Source organism: Skermanella sp. TT6, assembly GCF_016653635.2.
Lineage (GTDB): Bacteria > Pseudomonadota > Alphaproteobacteria > Azospirillales > Azospirillaceae > Skermanella > Skermanella cutis.
The window spans coordinates 698,688-715,835 of the sequence record NZ_CP067420.1 but is presented as its reverse complement, the minus strand read 5'-3'; the positions used below and the strand labels follow the sequence as shown (position 1 = coordinate 715,835).

Genomic DNA, 17,148 nt, shown 5'->3' with positions numbered 1-17,148 from the left:
TACAGGGATTATGGCGCTTCGGCCCCGCAGATCGCGGCGCGGAACTTCGGTTCGAGAGCCTGCGCGTGCTCTTCCCGGTAGCCCTTGTGCTTCGTCAGATAATCGATGACCGACAGGTCGCCTTCGCGGATCCTGTTCCTCAAGGCGCGCTCCGCCTCCTCCCGGCTGAAGGTCACACGCTCGGTCAGCTCGGTCCTGGCATCGCTGTATCGCGCGTTGATGCCCATCGTGATCTCCTACAAACCAAGAGCACCTTGTGCGGATGAAACGCCGTATCCTACAGCAGGTCCCGCAGCATCGCGACCAGGGGCTTGTCGGCCGGGGGCATGGGGTATTTGCCCATGTCGTTGGGCCGCACCCAGGCCAGGGACTGGCCTTCCAGCGGGGCGACCGTGCCCTGCCAGACGCGGCAGACATAGAGCGGCATCAGCAGGTGGAAGCTCTCGTAGCGGTGCGAGGCGAAGGTGAAGGGGGCGAGGCAGCTTCCCGCCGTCTCGATCCCCAGCTCTTCCCGCAATTCGCGGACCAGCGCGTATTCCGGGCTCTCCCCCTCATGGACCTTGCCCCCGGGGAACTCCCACAGGCCGGCGAGCGACTTGCCCTCCGGCCGCTGGGCCAGGAGGACGCGGCCGTCCGGATCGACCAGGGCCACCGCGACCACCAGAAGCACCGGCTTGCCGGGCTCCGGAGTCGAGTCGGGGTCGAAGCAGTTCATGGGGATCCACCCGGAAGAAGCGTCACCTTCGGCTCAGCTCCGGTAGCTGCCGTTGATGTCGATGTAGCCGTGGGTCAGGTCGCAGGTCCAGACCGTCGCGGCGCCCGACCCGATGCCCAGCTCGACCAGGAAGTCGATGTAGCGGCCCTTCATGTGCTCGACGACGGGCGTCTCGTCGTAGCCGGGCACCTCCATGCCGTCGGCCGCGATCAGCACGCCGCCGGCGGAGATCCGCAGCTTGTCGCGGTCGGCCTTCTCGCCCGCCTTGCCGACCGCCATGACGATGCGGCCCCAGTTGGCGTCCTCGCCGGCGATGGCGGTCTTGACCAGGGGGGAATTGGCGATGCTCAGCGCGATCCGCTTGGCCGCCTTGTCCGACGCGGCACCCTCGACCCGGACGGTGACGAATTTGGTCGCCCCCTCGCCGTCGCGGACGATCTGCTGGGCGAGGTCGACCATCAGCGCGTTGAGCTGGGCCTTGAAGTCGGCCAGCGACTTGTCGCCGGCCTTGGTGACCGGCTTGTTGCCGGCCCGGCCGGTGGCGCACAGCAGCACGGTGTCGCTGGTCGAGGTGTCGCCGTCCACCGTGATGCAGTTGAACGACTGCTCGTTGGCCTCCGCCAGCAGCTTCTGGAGGACCGGGGCGGCGATCGCCGCGTCGGTGAAGACGAAGCCCAGCATGGTCGCCATGTCGGGCGCGATCATCCCGGAGCCCTTGGCGAAGCCGTTGAGGGTCACCGTGGTATCGCCGATCCTGGCCGTGCGGGTGACGCCCTTGGCGAAGGTGTCGGTCGTCATGATCGCCTTGGCGGCCGGGAACCAGCCGTTGGCGTCGAAGGAATTGGCCAGCCCCGGCAGGTGCCGGGCGATGGCGTCGGCCGGGATCGGCTGGCCGATCACGCCGGTGGAGGCGACGAACACCTCGCCGGGCTCGCAGCCCGCGAGCGCGGCCGCCGCATCCACCGTGGCCTGGACGAACGCCTCGCCGGCCTTGCCGGTGAAGGCGTTGGAATTGCCCGAATTCACCACGATCGCCCGGGCGCTGCCACCCGCCAGGTTCTTCTTGCACCAGTGGACCGGCGCCGAGGCGGTCAGCGACCGCGTGACCACGCCGGCCACCGTCGTGCCGGCGTCGAGCAGGGCGACCATCAGGTCGTCGCGGCCCTTGTAGCGGATGCCGCAATTGGTCGTGGCCAGCCGGACACCGGATATTGCCGGCATCCAAGGGAAGTCGCCGGGTGCAAGGGGAGAGATGGTCGGTGCCATGGTGGTCGTGGCTTTCGGGTCGTGGAAGTGTCGGTAAGTTACGGCCTGGGCGCCGGGGCGGCGCCCGGGGCGGCGGAACCGGGCGTGGCGGCGGGCTGCTCGGGCATCGGCGAGCCGTCCATCTGGAAGCGCTCGACCCTGGCGTCGCTGCGCAGGTCCTCGACCAGCTCGCCGATCACCTGTTCCGAAACCTGGCTGCGGAGCTGCTCCTGAACTTCCTCGAAGGTCGGCGGGGTGCTCTGGCGGCGCTCGACGACCTTGATGACGTGCCAGCCGAACTGGGTCTGGACGGGGGTCTCGCTGACGTCGCCCGGCTTCATGGCGAAGGCGGCGTTGGCGAACGGCTCGACCATCTGGTCCTTGGTGAAGAAGCCGAGGTCGCCCCCCTGCTGGGCCGCGGCCTTGTCGGTCGACTTCTCGCCCGCGATCTTGGCGAAATCGCCGCCCTTCTTGAGGTCGGCGATGATCGCCTTGGCGGCGTCCTCGGACTCGACCAGGATGTGGCTGGCCTTGACCTCGTCCTGCGGCGGGTTCTCCTGCTTGAACTGGTTGTAGGCTTCCTGGAGGCGCTCCGCGGTGATGCGCTTCTGGACTTCCTGGGTCAGATAGAGCTCCTGGACGATGCGCTCCTCGGCGCGCTTCATCCGCTCCGCCACTTCCGGATCGTTCTGCACGTTGTTCTTGTAGCCGGCCTCGGCCACCAGCTTGCCGTTGATGATCTGGTCGATCACGGCGGGGAAGATCATCTGCACCGGCATCTGCTGCACCTGCGGCGGCAGCGACGCGATCGTGCGCATGACCTCGGAGCGCTTGATCTCGGCCCCGTTGACCTTGGCAACCACCGGATCCTCGCCGGCGCCGGTGCCGGCATCCGCCGGAGGAGTCGTGCCGGTCTGGGCCAGGGCGGCGAAGCCGGCACCGCCGAGCGCCAGCGAGACGGCGGCTACGCGGAGGACTCGTGCGAGCATGAGAAGTTCCTTATTCAGCGGAATGACGGGCGCGGCGACATGCGCCAGCAATCCGCAGTCGCACGCACTTTTTCCCTTTCGCAGCGATTAAGCACGGCTTGGGGCGGCTTGCAAGGCGGGACTGCCGGGGTCCGGCAATTGCCCGAACCCCGCCACAGCGCCGCCATGGATCGTCCGGACGGCCGCCTTATTTGCCTGCGCCGGGGGCGTCCAGGCCGAGTCCGGTCACCTTGACGACCGCGGTGCGCTTGCCTTCGATGCCGAAATCGTCGTCGTTGATCAGCATCAGCGCGCCGTCGCCGAAAAGGGCCATGCCCTCGACCTTGGGCGGGATCCCGGGATGGGCCGCGGTGTCGAGCACCAGGGCCTTGGCGGCCGGCACGATGCCTTCCCTGGCGAGGTCGGCCTGCTCCAGCGAGGGGGCCGTGGCCGCGTCGTCCCACTTGCCGCCCTTGATGTCGGTGGCGCCGGCCAGGGCGATGCGGAAGATCTTGGTGGTCCGCTCCGTCCGCTCCAGGATCAGCAGGTCGTCGCCGGAGAGGTGCATCAGCTCGCTGATGCGCACGGTGTTCTGCTTCTTCTTCTCCTCGCCCCGATAGGCCGAGGTCGGCTCCATCACGTAGACATACTCCCCCGCGACCTGCATGGTCGCGCGGTCCAGCTTGAACAGCCGGGCGTTGGCGGCGTCGGCGTAGGTATCGTTGTCCGGATTGGCCAGCGGGTTCTGCAGGACGAAATACAGGAACTTCTCGTCCTCGGAGACCGCCATGGACTCGATGCCGCGGTTCAGCGCCCGCCTGGCCAGGAGGGCCGGCAGCGTGCCCTTCACCTCGTACCCGGCGCCGGCATAATCCTTCTCGGTCCCGGCCGGGACGTGGCGGACCTGGATGCGGCCGTCGGGAGCGGCGTGCAGGATGGAAGGCCCGTTCTCGTCGCCGATCCAGAAGCTGCCGTCGGACAGTCGGACGATGCCTTCCGCGTCCACGGCGTCCGGGTTCTGCTTCAGCCTGGCGCCCTTGGCGTCCAGCGGCTGCTCGGTCGAGGCGACGGTCAGCGGGTTGAGCATGCCGTCCACCGGGTTGCCCCGGGCATCCTTGAGCGAGATGCTGTCGAGCACGCGGAAGGTCCCGTCGCCCAGGACCTGGATGCGGTAGATCGAGGGGCTGTACTCCGGCACCGGGTAGATGCGGCCCCGCTTCACGTCGCCGCAGATCAGCTCGCCCTTGACCCCGGCGATGCCTTCGGCGTCGCCGCAGGTGAAGTTGGGACCGCGGTCGCTGACCGTGTGGAAGATGTCGGCGGGATCCCCCTTGCCGCGGAACGCGCCGCTGCCGATCCCGACGGAGAGGTCCAGGGTCTTGCCGCCCTCGAAGGCGACCTTGCGCAGGGTCAGGATCGGATCGCTGCTCGAATATGCCCGGACGGTCACGGAGGGCGCCTGGGCGGCGGCGGGAAGGGGGACGGCGGCCAGCGCGCCGATCATGAGGGCCGATATCGGGAGCAGGCTTGCGCGCATTCCGGTGGATCTCCGCATTCAGAAAAGTTCGCGGACGTTAGGCGCACCGGATTGCAGGAGGATGACAGCCGCATGACACATTTGCATGCGGCTGCGCCGGGCTCCGGATCAGATCTTCACGTCGAGCAGCAGGTCGCCGAGCATGCCCCGGCGGCCGTCGACCCGGCCGAACTCGCTCTGGCCGACCAGGGTGCCGCCGGTCAGGCGCTGATCGACCCGGATGGCGAGGTCCAGCCGGATCTCGGAGATGCCCTCGTCCTTCAGGCGCGACATGCTGCCGTCGCCGCGCAGCAGGATCAGCGAGTTGAACACGGCGTCGCGTGCATCGATGACGCCGTTGCCGTCCTGGTCGAAGCGGGCAAGCTCGGCGAACCCGCTGGAGGCGCCGTTCTGCTCCCCGAACAGCTCGCGGCCGTCGTCTATCCTGCCGTTGCCGTTGCGGTCGAGCGCCAGGAACGCGTCCTTGCCCGCGACCCAGGCGGTCCGGTCGCGCGCGCCGTCGCCGTCGATGTCGAACAGGACGCCGGTCTCCGCCGTGGTCAAGTCGATGCCGTTGCCGTCCAGGTCCAGCACCAGCGGATCGACCTGCCGGATGCCGCCGCCGCCCCCGCCGCCGCCACCACCGCCTGCGCCGGCGTCGCCCTGGCCGCCGCCCAGCAGCCCGACGGCGAGGGCGGCCCCGGTCGTCATGCCGGCGTCCAGGCGGACCATCTCGATCGACGCCTCGACCTTGCCGGACTCGCTGGAGATCTTCAGGTTGACCGACTGGAAGACCAGCGAGACGCTGGTCGAAGCCTGCCCCGGCTCGGGCGAGCGCGCGGGCGCCGGGCCGCGGGCCGCCGCCTCCCGCGCCTTGCCGGCGACCGCCTCGGCCGCCTTCTGGCTTTCCTCCGCGGAATGGCCGAACATGCGGAACACCTTGATCAGGTCCTCGCGCACCTTGTCCAGGATGGCGTCCAGCGGCCGCTCGGGATCGCGGGCGCGTCCGACCGACAGGGGGGTCCGCGCGAGGCGGGAATTCTCGCTGACGACCTGGGAGAGCCGCATGGCCGTCGCGGAGAGCTCGACCTTGACGCTTCCGGAATTCGTCCTGGCTTCGGCGCCGGCCTCGGGTGCGGCGCCCGGGACATCGTCGCTCCGGGACGCCCTGGAAGCCGCCTCCGGAACGGCATCCCGGCGCGCGGGAGCGTCCGACCTGGCGGGAACCGGGGGCTGGGCCGGCCCGGGAACGGTGCGCTTGAGGCCCGCGGGCAGAGCTTGGGCCAGGACTTCCATCATGCCGACCATCGGCTGCCTCCTTCTAAGGGCCAATAACGACGGGGGAGCGGCTGCCTGCGCCTACTGCGCGGTTGGAAAAGCCTCTCCGCGGGCTTATCTTTGTCCCACACGGCTTAACGATCGCTTAAGACGCTTGCCGCACCTGCCGAAGGCCGCGGGTGCCGCCGGGCGCATGGCTCCGGGCGCAAGGGTGGTGCAGCCGCAGGCTTGTTGACAGGCATTGCGCGCACTCTTATGTCAAGGCCGTGCCATGCCCGGGCCGATGCCGAGCGGGCGCCCTGGATCGTGCGCCAGCCGTTTCTTGCTCAAACCGTTCTTTGCTCTAACCCGAGGTTTCAATGTTCGGTGCTATTGCCCGTAAACTTTTCGGCACCGCGAATGATCGCACCGTGAAGGCGCTGCTGCGGCAGGTCGAGGTCATCAACGCCCTGGAGCCGAAGGTAGCCGGCCTGTCGGACGACGAACTCCGGATGCGCACCGACTGGCTGCGCGAGCGCCTCGAAAAGGGCGAGACGCTGGACGACATCCTGCCCGACGCCTTCGCCACCGTGCGCGAGGCGGCCAAGCGCGTCCTGGGGCAGCGCCATTTCGACGTCCAGCTGATGGGCGGCATCGTCCTGCACCAGGGCAAGATCGCGGAGATGCGGACCGGCGAAGGCAAGACGCTGGTCGCCACGCTCCCGGTCTATCTCAACGCGATCGCCGGCAAGGGCGTCCACGTCGTCACCGTCAACGACTACCTGGCCCGGCGCGACAGCGGCTGGATGGGCAAGATCTACGGCTTCCTGGGACTTTCGGTCGGCTGCATCGTCCACGGGCTGGACGATTTCGAGCGCAAGATGGCCTACGCCGCCGACATCACCTACGGCACCAACAACGAGTTCGGCTTCGACTACCTGCGCGACAACATGAAGTTCCGGCTGGAGGACATGGTCCAGCGGCCGTTCAACTTCGCGATCGTCGACGAGGTCGACAGCATCCTGATCGACGAGGCGCGCACGCCGCTGATCATCTCCGGCCCCTCGACCGACAGCTCCGAGCTCTATATCGCGGTCAACCGGGTGATCCCGCACCTGTCCGCGGAGGACTACGAGAAGGACGAGAAGGTGCGGGCCGTCAGCCTGACCGAGGCCGGCACGGAGAAGGTCGAGCAGACCCTGCGCGAGATGGGGCTGCTGACGGAAGGCAACCTCTACGACATACAGAACGTCAGCCTGGTCCACCACGCCAACCAAGCCCTGCGGGCGCACACCCTGTTCCAGCGGGACAAGGACTATATCGTCAAGGATGACAAGGTCATCATCATCGACGAGTTCACCGGCCGCATGATGGAGGGCCGGCGCTATTCCGAGGGCCTTCACCAGGCGCTGGAGGCCAAGGAGGGCGTGACGATCCAGCGCGAGAACCAGACGCTGGCCTCGATCACCTTCCAGAACTATTTCCGCCTCTATCCGCGCCTGTCCGGCATGACCGGCACCGCCATGACCGAGGCGAACGAGTTCGCCGAGATCTACGGCCTGGAAGTGGTCGAGATGCCGACCAACGTCGCGGTCCAGCGCAAGGATTTCGACGACGAGGTCTACCGCACCGGCCGCGAGAAGTTCGACGCCATCGCGATCCTGGTCGAGGAATGCCGGGAGCGCAGGCAGCCGATCCTGGTCGGCACCGTGTCGATCGAGAAGTCGGAGGTGCTGTCCGACCTTCTGAAGAAGAAGAAGATCCCGCATGCGGTGCTGAACGCCCGCTACCACGAGCAGGAAGCCCAGATCATCGCCCAGGCCGGCCGGCCCGGCGCCGTGACGATCGCCACCAACATGGCGGGCCGCGGCACCGACATCCAGCTCGGCGGCAACCTGGAAATGCGCCTGGCGGTGGAGCTGGCCGACATCCAGGATCCGGCCGAGCGCGAGCGCCGCGCGGCCGCGATCCAGGCCGAGATCGCGCGCGACAAGGAGATCGTGAAGGAGGCCGGCGGCCTGTTCGTGATCGGCACCGAGCGGCACGAGAGCCGGCGCATCGACAACCAGCTGCGCGGCCGGTCGGGCCGCCAGGGCGACCCCGGCGCCTCCAAGTTCTTCCTCAGCCTGGACGACGACCTGATGCGGATCTTCGGGTCCGAGCGCATGGACGGCATGCTCCAGCGCCTGGGCCTGAAGGAAGGCGAGGCGATCGTCCACAGCTGGATCAACAAGGCCCTGGAGAAGGCGCAGCAGAAGGTCGAGGCGCACAACTTCGAGATCCGCAAGAACCTGCTCAAGTACGACAACGTGATGAACGACCAGCGGAAGGTCGTCTACGAGCAGCGCCGCGAGATCATGGACGCGCCGGAGATCGGCGGCACCATCGAGGACATGCGCCACGAGGTGATCGAGGAGATGGTCAAGAAGGCCATCCCGGCGAACGCCTATGCCGAGCAATGGAACATCGACGGCCTGCACGAGGAGATCCGCCGGGTCCTGAACCTGGACCTGCCGGTCCATGACTGGGCCAAGGAAGAAGGCATCGCGGAGGCGGAGATCGAGGACCGGGTGCGCCGCGCCTCCGACGAGAAGATGGCGCAGAAGGCGGCCAATTACGGTCCCGAACTGATGCGGGCGGCCGAGAAGAGCCTGCTGCTCCAGCTGCTCGACCAGGCCTGGAAGGAGCACCTGCTGCACCTGGACCATCTGCGCCAGGGCATCAACCTGCGGGCATATGCCCAGCGCGACCCGCTGAACGAGTACAAGCGGGAAGCCTTCGAGCTGTTCGAGGGGATGCTGTCGCACCTGCGCGAGACGGTCACCACCGTGCTGTCGTACGTCGAGATGCGGGTGAACCACCCCGAGGACATGGAGCCGCCGCCGTTCGAGGGCGTCGAGTCACGCCAGGATCCCGCGCTTGCCGCCGCCGAGGCCCTTCCGGCCGACGCGGCCCTGCCGGACGGGATGGTACGGCGCGTGGCGCCCGCGTCGGTCGGCTCCGAAGCCGAGATCGACCCGCGTACGCCGCGCAATTCCCTGTGCCCCTGCGGGTCCGGCAAGAAGTACAAGCACTGCCACGGGCGGGTCGCCTGAACAGCCGGATATTACCGGGGCGCTTCAAGCGGTGCGCCCCGGCGGTCTGGACATACAGTCTAAAATGTAACTGAAGACCCCTGCGACGATTTTCCAAAAACTTGACATGGATCAACGTCGCACCGGTCTGTGCGCCGCACAATCTCCGCCATAGGTCATATGCACCCAAGCGGAGGTCAGGTTCATGCGCGCGTTCTTCCCGTGTGTTTCCGGAGTTTCCCGTCAGTCCGAAGACGTCATCGGCAAGCTCCTCGCCCACCGGATCGGTAACTCCCGCGTCACGAACCGGCCTGTCACGCTGCGCTCCGCCCTGGAGGCCTGCGGCCGCGAGCCCGTCTCGACCGCCCGCCGGCTGATGACCCTGCCCGGCGAGGCCGCCGTCCAGGACCTCTCCGACATGCTGACCAAGTTCCGGATCGACGGCGTACGCTGCCCGGAGCCGGAGAAGTACGCCCGGCAGGCGCTGAAGCGGGCCGGCGTCGAGTTCACATTGCCGCCCCTGGCGGGCGATTACGGCCACTGCGCCACCGCCCTGCTGGGGATCGCGGCGCTGGGCGTGCTGCTGGCGTTCCCCACGCTGATGCTCTGATCCGCCGCCGCATGGCGCATGGCGCATGTCGGGAACACCGCGGCTCTCCTCCTGTTGAAGTGCGATACTCAATTGGAACGGAGAGAGCCACGATGGCTACCAGCGCCCAGAATTCAGACGACATCAAGAAGCTCTGGGGGATGATCAAGGACATCCGCTTCACGATGATGACCACCATCGATGATGACGGTACCCTCCGCAGCCGTCCGATGGTCGCCCAGCAATCCGAATTCGATGGCGACCTCTGGTTCTTCACCGGTGCCGACACCCACAAGGTGGATGAAGTCAACCAGCACCATGAAGTCAATCTGAGCTACGCCGATCCCGACGACCAGAACTACGTCTCGATCTCCGGCACCGCCCAGCTCGTCCGCGACCGGCAGAAGATCGAAGAGCTCTGGAGCGAGCCCCTCGCCACCTGGTTCCCCAAGGGCAAGGACGATCCCAACATCGCCCTGCTTCGAGTCCATGTGACGAAGGCGGAATATTGGGACAGCCCGTCCAGCGCGATGGTCCATGCCTATGGCTACGTGAAGGCCAAGCTCACCGGCGAGCCGCCCCATCCCGGCGACAACAAGAAGATCAACATGTAGGCCGGGTGGCCGCGGATCGGCCCTGGCCGCCGCACGCGATGACTCTTTTTCTTCATGCGCGGGCTTGACCCGCGCATCCACGTGCAAGCCGGCTTGATGGAGATCGCGCGTGGGTGACCGGGTCAAGCCCACGGCTGTCCGGCACGGTTGTCGCGTACTGCTCACAAGCCTCAACTCAAGGTAGAACTATCCCTTTTTCGTCATGGCCGGACTTGATCCACGGCTGTCCGGCACAGCGATTGCTCGCGATGCGAAAGGGTTAGTCACAGGTAAGATTACTCCATTTTCGTCATGGCCGGACTTGATCCGGCCATCGTTCACGGGAAGCATCGGAGCCTCCGTGCCTTGAGATCCGCGGGTCAAGCCCGCGGATGACGAACTGAAGGAGAAAACAGTCGCTAGAAATGTTCTTAATGGTTGATCAGCAAGTACCGTGCCGGACAGCCCTGGACTTGATCCGGCCATCGTCTCACAGGTCTCACCGGGGCTCCGTGGCTGGAGATGCCCGGATCAAGTCCGGGCATGACGATAAAGGGAAGATGAAATATCCTGAGCATCAGCTTGAGGTTGATCAGCAATCATCGTGCCGGACAGCCGTGGGTCAAGCCCGGTCATGACGATAAAGGGAAGCAGAGTTCTGCCGGGAAAGCCCCCGTGATTGAACGGGCGGAACCCTTGCCGGACGGCCGCGGATCAGTTCTGGCCGCCGCTGCTCCGGACGATCCTGGCTTCGGCGGCGGGCGGATTGCGCAGCGTCTGGTAGATCACGCAATACCGCTCCGTCAGCTTGAGCAGGCTGGCGAGCTTTTCGTCGTCCGCGTCGGTATCCAGGTCGAAGGTCATGCGGATGGAGCGGAAGCCCACCGGCGCCTCCTTCGAAACGCCGAGGGTGCCGCGCATGTCCAGGTCGCCTTCGGCCCGCACCGTGCCGCCGCGCAGATCGATGTTCAGCGCGGTGGCGACCGCCCGCAGGGTCACGCCCGCGCAGGCGACCAGCGCCTCCAGCAGCATGTCGCCCGAGCAGGCCGCGATACCGTCGCCGCCCGCGGCGGGATGAAGACCAGCCTCGACCAGCGCCCGACCGGTATCGACCTTGCAGGTCACGCCCTCGGCTCCGACGGTGCCTTCGGCCTTCAGGGTGATGACGGCGCTGTCCGGCGCGTCGCGGTACCGCTGCTTCAAGGGTGCCTGGACGGCCTTGAGGGTTTCGGCATCCATGGGACGTTTCCTCCGGTTCGTTGCTTATGTTCGCCTTGCCTGCGGGGTCCCGCTTATCCCAGGACCTGATAGAGCGCATAGCCGACGATAGCGGCATTGACGTTGAGCGTCATGATCATTCCCGGTGCCCGCAGATAGGGATGGATCAGGTATCCGACCCAGAACAACAGGCGGGACACGCAGAAGAGTCCGGTCACGACGCCGGCGAGGCGGATATCGCCGGGAGCGGCCAGCGCCGCGGCGGAAAGCATCGCCGGCACGAAGATCGCGGTTTGCTCGACCGAGTTGGACAGGGCCCGCTGGGCGCGCCGCTGGAACCGGCTTTCCGGGTCCTTCAGAGGATCGAACGCGGCGGTGGCGAACCGGGCCAGGGCGACCGTGAGAACCATCAGGAGCAGCAGGAGCGCCGGCCAGACCAGCAAGCCGGCGGCAATGGCCAACCCGTCGGCCGCAGGGGCGGGGCCGGCCGCGGGTCCGGGCCGGAAGAGCGCGAGGCCGCCCCAGGCCAGAGCCGTCCCGAAGACGACCCCGGCTACCGAGATCAGGTGGCGACGGTCGAGCACCAGCCCGGGCATCGCGTCAGGAGAGGCCCTTCTGGCCCATTTCCAGGAACTTGTCGCGCCGCTTCAGGCGCAGGGCGCCGCCGTCCAGGCCGCGGAGCTCGTCCAGGCAGTCCTCTATGGCGTTGCCGACGGCGGTCATGATCTCGTCCCGGTCGCGGTGGGCGCCGCCGATCGGCTCCGCGATCACGCGGTCGATCACGCCGAGGTCCTTCAGGTCCTGGGCGGTCAGCCTGAGCGCCGCCGCGGCTTCCGCCGCCGCCGTGTTGGTCCGCCACAGGATCGAGGCGCAGCCTTCCGGCGAGATGACCGAATAGATTGCGTGCTCAAGCATCATGACCCGGTCGGCGGCGGCCAGCGCGATGGCCCCGCCGGAGCCGCCCTCGCCGATCACCGTGGCGACCATCGGCACCTTCAGCCTCAGGCAGGTGTCGATCGACTTGGCGATGGCCTCGGCCTGGCCCCGCTCCTCGGCGCCGACGCCGGGATAGGCCCCCGCGGTATCGACCAGGGTGATGACCGGCAGCTTGAAGCGGTCGGCAAGCTCCATCAGGCGGATCGCCTTGCGGTAGCCTTCGGGCTTCGCCATGCCGAAATTGTGCCGGACGCGGCTTTCGGTATCGTGGCCCTTCTCCTGGCCGATCACCATGACGGAACGGCCCCGGAACCGCCCGATGCCGCCGATGACGGCGCGGTCCTCGGCGAAGCCGCGGTCGCCCGCGAGCGGCGTGAAGTCCTCCACCAAGCCGTCGATATAGTCCATGCAGTGCGGCCGGTTGGGGTGGCGTGCAACCTGGACCTTCTGCGCCGGCGCGAGCTTGGCGTAGGTCTGGCGCAGCAGCTTGTCGACCTTGGACTGGAGCTTGGAGACTTCCTCGGCGATGTTGATGTCGCCGGTATCGGTCAGGTGCCGCAGCTCCTCGATCTTGCCTTCGAGTTCCGCGATCGGCTTTTCAAATTCAAGAAAGGTCTGCATGAAGGTATTTCACGACGGGCTGGGAAAATGACCGGGTTCCCTACCACACGCCCCAAAGGCTAGCCAGCGCTAATAGGACGCAGAAAGGTTAGTTCGCTACCAAGTGGATGATCCTTGCCACGTGCGCCTAATAGGCGTACATTTCTCCAGCGGCACTTTTCGGAGAAGCCTTCATGCCACGCGTCGCCCAGCGCCAGGATCGCGTCAGTCTGCGTCTCAGTCCCCAATCCAAGCAGAAATTGGAGCGCGCCGCCGCTTATCTTGACAAGACGTTGACGGATTTCGTCATCGACGTGGCCTTGCAGAAAGCGGAAACCGTCGTGCGTGAGCACGAGATGATCGCCCTTACCGCCGAAGAATGGGCGCGCTTCCAGAACTTGCTGCTCGATCCCCCCGATCCGAACGAGCGGCTGCGGCGTGCGCTTGCCGAGCATGGGCGGATTCTTCGCCCGTGAACCCGGTCGCCCCCTGGCCGGCAGGATCATTGCGAATCGAAGCGCTGGGACAGGGTCACGACCGCGGGGCCTTCGCCTGCGGCGTGGATCCGCTGGACCGCTACATCCGGCAGCAAGCATCGCAGGACATGCGGCGGGTCACGGCGCGCGTCTTCGTGGCGGTGTCCGCCGAGCATCCGGACCGCATTCTCGGCTATTATACCTTGAGCGCGGCGACCATAGCGGCCGGCGATCTACCGTCCGACGTGACGAAACGCCTGCCAAGGTATCCCGTCCCCGCAGCCCTGGTCGGACGGCTGGCCGTCGATCGAACCGCCGCACGGCGGGGTCTCGGCAGCCTGTTGCTCGCCGATGCGGTGAAGAAGACCATGCTGGCCGCGCAGACCGTGGCCATGACGGTCATAGCCGTCGATCCCATCGATGACGCGGCCCGTCGTTTCTACGAGGCGTTCGGCTTTCGATCCCTGCTGGGACCGGAACGGCGGATGTTCCTCGCTCTCCCGCCCTCGAACAATCCGGGACCCGAGGGCTGAAGATTTCGCCGGGAGCTGCGTGCCGGCGGCACCCGGATGGGCGCCGCCGGCATGCGCTTACGAGCCGGCGATCTGCTCGGCCTTCTTGACCATCACCTCCGCCTGCCGGATCGAGGCGATGTCGATCAGGCGGCCGTCCAGGGCCACGGCGCCCCGGCCTTCCTTCTGGGCCTGCTCCATCGCTTCCAGGATGCGCTTGGCCTTGGTGATCTCGGCCTCGGACGGGCTGAACACCTCGTTGGCCAGACCGATCTGGGAGGGGTGGATCGCCCACTTGCCCTCGCAGCCGAGCACGGCGGCGCGCCGGCCCTGGGCCTTGTAGCCGTCGGCATCGGAGAAGTCGCCGAACGGGCCGTCGACCGGGCGCAGGCCGGCGGCGCGGGCCGCGACCACCATGCGCGCGGTGGCATAGTGCCACATGTCGCCCCAGTGATAGTCGCGCGGCTTGTCGCCGTCCTTGTCGGTCAGCACGCCGTAGGACGGGTTGGGGCCGCCGATGCCGGTGGTCTGCGCCTTGGTCGAGGCGGCATAGTCGGCGACGCCGAAATGCAGGCTCTCGTTGCGACTGGAGGCGGTCGCGATCTCGTCGATGTTCGCCATGCCGAGCGCGGTCTCGATGATCAGCTCGAAGCCGATCCGCTTCCGGCGGCCCTTGGCGGCCTCGATCTGGGTGACCAGCATGTCGACCGCGTAGACGTCGGCGGCGGTGCCGACCTTGGGGATCATGATCAGATCGAGCCGGTCGCCGCACTGCTCCAGCACTTCGACCACGTCGCGGTACATGTAATGGGTGTCGAGGCCGTTGATGCGGACCGACAGGGTCTTGTCGCCCCAATCGATGTCGTTGATCGCCTCGACGATGTTCTTGCGGGCCTGCGGCTTGTCGTCCGGCGCCACGGCATCCTCCAGGTCCAGGAAGATGACGTCGGCTGCCGACCTGGCGGCCTTCTCGAACAGCTTCGGGCTGCTCCCGGGAACCGCCAGTTCGCTGCGGTTGAGTCGGGCCGGAGCCTGTTCGACGATCTTGAAGCTCATTGCTGTTCCCCCATCACGGTGTCGCCGCGCCGTCGGGCGACCGGGTCGCCGCGCCGTCGCGGTATCGAAGCCGCCTTCCCGATCCGGAAAGCGGCAGGTATGGCGTGCGATCCGAAAGGCGTCGATATTCCGCCGGGCACGCTGCCGATGGATACTACGTTTCTTCGCAGCCGCACCATAATGGCGGAAAGTACCATGCCAAGCGATTTCGACGACATGTTCGCCGCGCGCATCGCGCCGCACCTGATGCCGCTGGAGGATGCCCGGCGTCTTCACCATGTCCGCCTGCGGCGGCGCGCCCTGGCGTTCGGAGCCCTCTGCGTGGGCTGGCTTGGCCTCGCCGCCTGGATCGGGCATCCGCTGCTCTGGTCCGCCGCTCCCGTCCTCGCCGCGGCCGGGCTGTTCATCGGGCTTCAGCTCCGGTCGGGGCCGGGCCTCGACTACGCCGAGGCGCTGCGGACCATCGTGCTTCCGCCGCTGTGCGAGGCGGCCGGCGGCTGGCGGCACGAGCGGGCGGGCGGGCGCGACGTCTTTTCCCAGGACGGCATCCGGGTCGAGCCGGACCGGCCGCTGTTCGCCCTGCCCGGCTGGTCCGCGCCGATCCCGCCGATCGCCAGGGCCGACGCCGGCCGCCTGTTCACGATGCTTGCCAGCGCCCGGGCGCCTGCCTACGCTGCCCGGACAGGGAAAACGGAACCGGAAGCGCAGGTGACTTCGTGACCTCCAGGGCGCCAGGCGGCAAAGCGACATGCGGCGAATCGGCGATACGCCTGCTCGAATCCTACGGCATCGACACGGTGTTCGGCATACCGGGGGTCCACACGCTGGAGCTCTACCGGGGATTGCCCAACAGCCGCATCCGCCACGTCACGCCGCGGCACGAGCAGGGCGCCGGCTTCATGGCCGACGGCTATGCCCGGGCGTCGGGCCGACCTGCCGCCTGCCTTCTGACGACGGGACCCGGCCTGACCAACGCCGCGACGCCGATCGCGCAGGCCTACTCGGACAGCATCCCCATGCTGGTGCTGAGCAGCGTCAACGACCGGCGCGACCTGGGCATGGGCCGCGGGCGGCTGCACGAGCTTCGCAGCCAGCAGGCGGCGATCGCCCCGCTGTGCGCCTTCAGCCATACCGTAATGGACGCGGGCGAGTTGCCGGAGGTGATGGCCCGCGCCTTCGGCGTGTTCCAGTCCGCCCGTCCCCGCCCGGTCCATATCGAGATCCCGCTGGACGTGCTCGCTGCACCCGCCGACTTCCGCACGGATGCCCGCGCCGTCATCGGCCGCCCCGCGGCGTGCGATTCCGCCCTGGTCCGCGCCGCGGACCTGATCGCCATGGCGGAGCGGCCCGCCATGATCGTCGGGGGCGGTGCCCGCGACTGCCCCAAGGCGGTCCGCGAGTTCGCGGAGGGCGTCGGGGCCGCGGTCCTGCTGACCGGCGCCGCCAAGGGGGTCCTGCCGGACGGCCATCCGCTGAACCTGGGTTCGTCCTGCGACCATCCGGCCATCGTGGAATTCATCGAGCGCGCCGACGCGGTGGTGGTCGCCGGCTCCGAGCTGGCGGAGACGGATTTCTGGAGCGGCGTGCCGAAGTTCGGCGGGACGCTGATCCGGATCGACATCGACCCGGCCGCGCTGACCCGCGACACGGCGCCGGACGTAGCCTTGCTGGGCGACGCGGGTTCCATCCTGTGCGACCTGGTGGACCGCCTGGCGACGCCGAACCCGGCCCGCCAGCACGCCGCGATCGGCGCCGCGCGGGCCGCCGCCACCGCCGACCTGCCGCCCCTGCGCCGGCTGCATCGGGAAGTGCTGTCGGCGATCCGGGCGGGCCTGCCGGCCGACGGCATCGTCATGACCGACATGACCCAGATCGCCTATGCCGGCAACAGCCTGTGGCCGGCCGACCTGCCCCGGACGTGGCACCACCCGCACGGATACGGCACCCTGGGCTTCGCCCTGCCGGCCTCGATCGGGGCCAAGCTGGCGATGCCGGACCGCGACGTGGTCTGCCTGATCGGGGACGGCGGGTTGATGTTCACGGTGCAGGACCTGATGACGGCGGTCGAGCTCGACATGCCGCTGGCGGTCGTGATGTGGAACAACGACGGCTATGGCCAGATCCGCGACGGCATGATCCAGCGCGGCATCCCGGAGATCGGCGTCACCCTGAGGAACCCCGACCACCACATGCTGGCGAAGGCGATGGGCTGCCCCAGCCTCCGCGCGGAAGATCCGGCGATGCTGGCGGCAGCCCTGAAGGAGGCTTTCAAGCGGCGGGGACCGACCCTGATCGAGGTGAGGCAGGACCGGTTCGCCGCCTGATCGACCCTCCTCGGAGGGGCGGCGTCCCGCCGCCCGTGGTGCGCGGGACGCGCACCCTCCCAGGGATGT

General features: G+C 67.7%; 17 protein-coding genes. 7 read left to right on the top strand and 10 right to left on the bottom strand.

Annotated elements, in window-relative coordinates; translation table 11 throughout:
* Window positions 1-8 precede the first annotated feature (8 nt).
* The 6 genes from IGS68_RS03320 to IGS68_RS03295 form a co-directional block, all read right to left on the bottom strand.
* Window positions 9-227 (bottom strand): hypothetical protein, encoded by a 219-nt coding sequence (locus IGS68_RS03320; protein ID WP_201077305.1) that lies wholly within the window; start codon window positions 225-227, stop codon window positions 9-11.
* A 50-nt stretch (window positions 228-277) separates the two neighbouring features.
* Window positions 278-715: a (deoxy)nucleoside triphosphate pyrophosphohydrolase gene (locus IGS68_RS03315; protein ID WP_201077304.1), complete on the bottom strand. Its 438-nt coding sequence runs from the start codon at window positions 713-715 to the stop codon at window positions 278-280.
* Window positions 716-748: 33 nt separating this feature from the next.
* Window positions 749-1,981, bottom strand: a complete 1,233-nt coding sequence (gene argJ / locus IGS68_RS03310) for a bifunctional glutamate N-acetyltransferase/amino-acid acetyltransferase ArgJ (protein WP_201077303.1) — start codon at window positions 1,979-1,981, stop codon at window positions 749-751.
* A 38-nt stretch (window positions 1,982-2,019) separates the two neighbouring features.
* Window positions 2,020-2,949: a peptidylprolyl isomerase gene (locus IGS68_RS03305; RefSeq protein WP_201077302.1), complete on the bottom strand. Its 930-nt coding sequence runs from the start codon at window positions 2,947-2,949 to the stop codon at window positions 2,020-2,022.
* A gap of 187 nt (window positions 2,950-3,136) precedes the next feature.
* On the bottom strand, window positions 3,137-4,465 hold the full coding sequence (locus IGS68_RS03300; RefSeq protein ID WP_201077301.1) for an esterase-like activity of phytase family protein: 1,329 nt from the start codon (window positions 4,463-4,465) through the stop codon (window positions 3,137-3,139).
* 108 nt (window positions 4,466-4,573) lie between these two features.
* Window positions 4,574-5,752 (bottom strand): EF-hand domain-containing protein, encoded by a 1,179-nt coding sequence (locus IGS68_RS03295; RefSeq protein ID WP_201077300.1) that lies wholly within the window; start codon window positions 5,750-5,752, stop codon window positions 4,574-4,576.
* A 329-nt stretch (window positions 5,753-6,081) separates the two neighbouring features.
* Here IGS68_RS03295 and secA point away from each other — a divergent pair, with 329 nt between their 5' ends.
* The 3 genes from secA to IGS68_RS03280 all read left to right on the top strand — a co-directional run bounded on the left by secA (window position 6,082) and on the right by IGS68_RS03280 (window position 9,978).
* On the top strand, window positions 6,082-8,796 hold the full coding sequence (gene secA, locus IGS68_RS03290; RefSeq protein WP_201077298.1) for a preprotein translocase subunit SecA: 2,715 nt from the start codon (window positions 6,082-6,084) through the stop codon (window positions 8,794-8,796).
* Between the two features lie 184 nt (window positions 8,797-8,980).
* The gene (locus IGS68_RS03285; RefSeq protein ID WP_201077295.1) at window positions 8,981-9,385 is read left to right on the top strand and encodes a hypothetical protein; all 405 of its coding nucleotides are present in this window, start codon (window positions 8,981-8,983) and stop codon (window positions 9,383-9,385) included.
* A gap of 92 nt (window positions 9,386-9,477) precedes the next feature.
* Window positions 9,478-9,978 (top strand): pyridoxamine 5'-phosphate oxidase family protein, encoded by a 501-nt coding sequence (locus IGS68_RS03280; protein ID WP_201077294.1) that lies wholly within the window; start codon window positions 9,478-9,480, stop codon window positions 9,976-9,978.
* 693 nt (window positions 9,979-10,671) lie between these two features.
* Here IGS68_RS03280 and IGS68_RS03275 read toward each other — a convergent pair.
* The 3 genes from IGS68_RS03275 to IGS68_RS03265 are packed head-to-tail and all read right to left on the bottom strand — an operon-like array spanning window position 10,672 to window position 12,732.
* On the bottom strand, window positions 10,672-11,196 hold the full coding sequence (locus IGS68_RS03275; RefSeq protein ID WP_201077293.1) for an OsmC family protein: 525 nt from the start codon (window positions 11,194-11,196) through the stop codon (window positions 10,672-10,674).
* Between the two features lie 53 nt (window positions 11,197-11,249).
* On the bottom strand, window positions 11,250-11,759 hold the full coding sequence (locus IGS68_RS03270; RefSeq protein WP_201077291.1) for an MAPEG family protein: 510 nt from the start codon (window positions 11,757-11,759) through the stop codon (window positions 11,250-11,252).
* A 16-nt stretch (window positions 11,760-11,775) separates the two neighbouring features.
* Window positions 11,776-12,732: an acetyl-CoA carboxylase carboxyltransferase subunit alpha gene (locus tag IGS68_RS03265; RefSeq protein WP_201077289.1), complete on the bottom strand. Its 957-nt coding sequence runs from the start codon at window positions 12,730-12,732 to the stop codon at window positions 11,776-11,778.
* Window positions 12,733-12,905: 173 nt separating this feature from the next.
* Between IGS68_RS03265 and IGS68_RS03260 the strand changes: the two genes are divergently transcribed.
* Together IGS68_RS03260 and IGS68_RS03255 are read left to right on the top strand one after the other, a co-directional pair.
* Window positions 12,906-13,187, top strand: coding sequence for a type II toxin-antitoxin system TacA family antitoxin (locus IGS68_RS03260; protein WP_201077287.1), 282 nt, complete (start codon window positions 12,906-12,908; stop codon window positions 13,185-13,187).
* A complete protein-coding gene (locus tag IGS68_RS03255) occupies window positions 13,184-13,720 on the top strand; it encodes a GNAT family N-acetyltransferase (RefSeq protein WP_201077285.1) in 537 nt (178 codons plus the stop codon). The genes IGS68_RS03260 and IGS68_RS03255 overlap by 4 nt, the downstream gene beginning before the upstream one ends.
* 57 nt (window positions 13,721-13,777) lie before the next feature.
* On the opposite strand, the gene IGS68_RS03250 is transcribed toward IGS68_RS03255, so the two are convergent.
* A complete protein-coding gene (locus IGS68_RS03250) occupies window positions 13,778-14,755 on the bottom strand; it encodes an HpcH/HpaI aldolase/citrate lyase family protein (protein WP_201077283.1) in 978 nt (325 codons plus the stop codon).
* Window positions 14,756-14,950: 195 nt separating this feature from the next.
* On the opposite strand from IGS68_RS03250, the gene IGS68_RS03245 reads away from it, so the two are divergent.
* Together IGS68_RS03245 and IGS68_RS03240 are read left to right on the top strand one after the other, a co-directional pair.
* Entirely contained in the window at window positions 14,951-15,475 is a 525-nt protein-coding gene (locus IGS68_RS03245; protein WP_201077281.1) for a hypothetical protein, read from the top strand.
* Window positions 15,472-17,079: a 5-guanidino-2-oxopentanoate decarboxylase gene (locus IGS68_RS03240; RefSeq protein WP_201077279.1), complete on the top strand. Its 1,608-nt coding sequence runs from the start codon at window positions 15,472-15,474 to the stop codon at window positions 17,077-17,079. Before IGS68_RS03245 ends, IGS68_RS03240 begins: the two co-directional genes overlap by 4 nt.
* The last annotated feature ends 69 nt before the right edge of the window (window positions 17,080-17,148 follow it).

Coding starts and splice junctions, on each gene's coding strand:
- IGS68_RS03320 (WP_201077305.1), bottom strand. CDS start 227: ATGGGCATCAACGCGCGATACAGCGATGCCAGGACCGAGCTGACCGAG.
- IGS68_RS03315 (WP_201077304.1), bottom strand. CDS start 715: ATGAACTGCTTCGACCCCGACTCGACTCCGGAGCCCGGCAAGCCGGTG.
- argJ (WP_201077303.1), bottom strand. CDS start 1,981: ATGGCACCGACCATCTCTCCCCTTGCACCCGGCGACTTCCCTTGGATG.
- IGS68_RS03305 (WP_201077302.1), bottom strand. CDS start 2,949: ATGCTCGCACGAGTCCTCCGCGTAGCCGCCGTCTCGCTGGCGCTCGGC.
- IGS68_RS03300 (WP_201077301.1), bottom strand. CDS start 4,465: ATGCGCGCAAGCCTGCTCCCGATATCGGCCCTCATGATCGGCGCGCTG.
- IGS68_RS03295 (WP_201077300.1), bottom strand. CDS start 5,752: ATGGTCGGCATGATGGAAGTCCTGGCCCAAGCTCTGCCCGCGGGCCTC.
- secA (WP_201077298.1), top strand. CDS start 6,082: ATGTTCGGTGCTATTGCCCGTAAACTTTTCGGCACCGCGAATGATCGC.
- IGS68_RS03285 (WP_201077295.1), top strand. CDS start 8,981: ATGCGCGCGTTCTTCCCGTGTGTTTCCGGAGTTTCCCGTCAGTCCGAA.
- IGS68_RS03280 (WP_201077294.1), top strand. CDS start 9,478: ATGGCTACCAGCGCCCAGAATTCAGACGACATCAAGAAGCTCTGGGGG.
- IGS68_RS03275 (WP_201077293.1), bottom strand. CDS start 11,196: ATGGATGCCGAAACCCTCAAGGCCGTCCAGGCACCCTTGAAGCAGCGG.
- IGS68_RS03265 (WP_201077289.1), bottom strand. CDS start 12,732: ATGCAGACCTTTCTTGAATTTGAAAAGCCGATCGCGGAACTCGAAGGC.
- IGS68_RS03260 (WP_201077287.1), top strand. CDS start 12,906: ATGCCACGCGTCGCCCAGCGCCAGGATCGCGTCAGTCTGCGTCTCAGT.
- IGS68_RS03250 (WP_201077283.1), bottom strand. CDS start 14,755: ATGAGCTTCAAGATCGTCGAACAGGCTCCGGCCCGACTCAACCGCAGC.
- IGS68_RS03245 (WP_201077281.1), top strand. CDS start 14,951: ATGCCAAGCGATTTCGACGACATGTTCGCCGCGCGCATCGCGCCGCAC.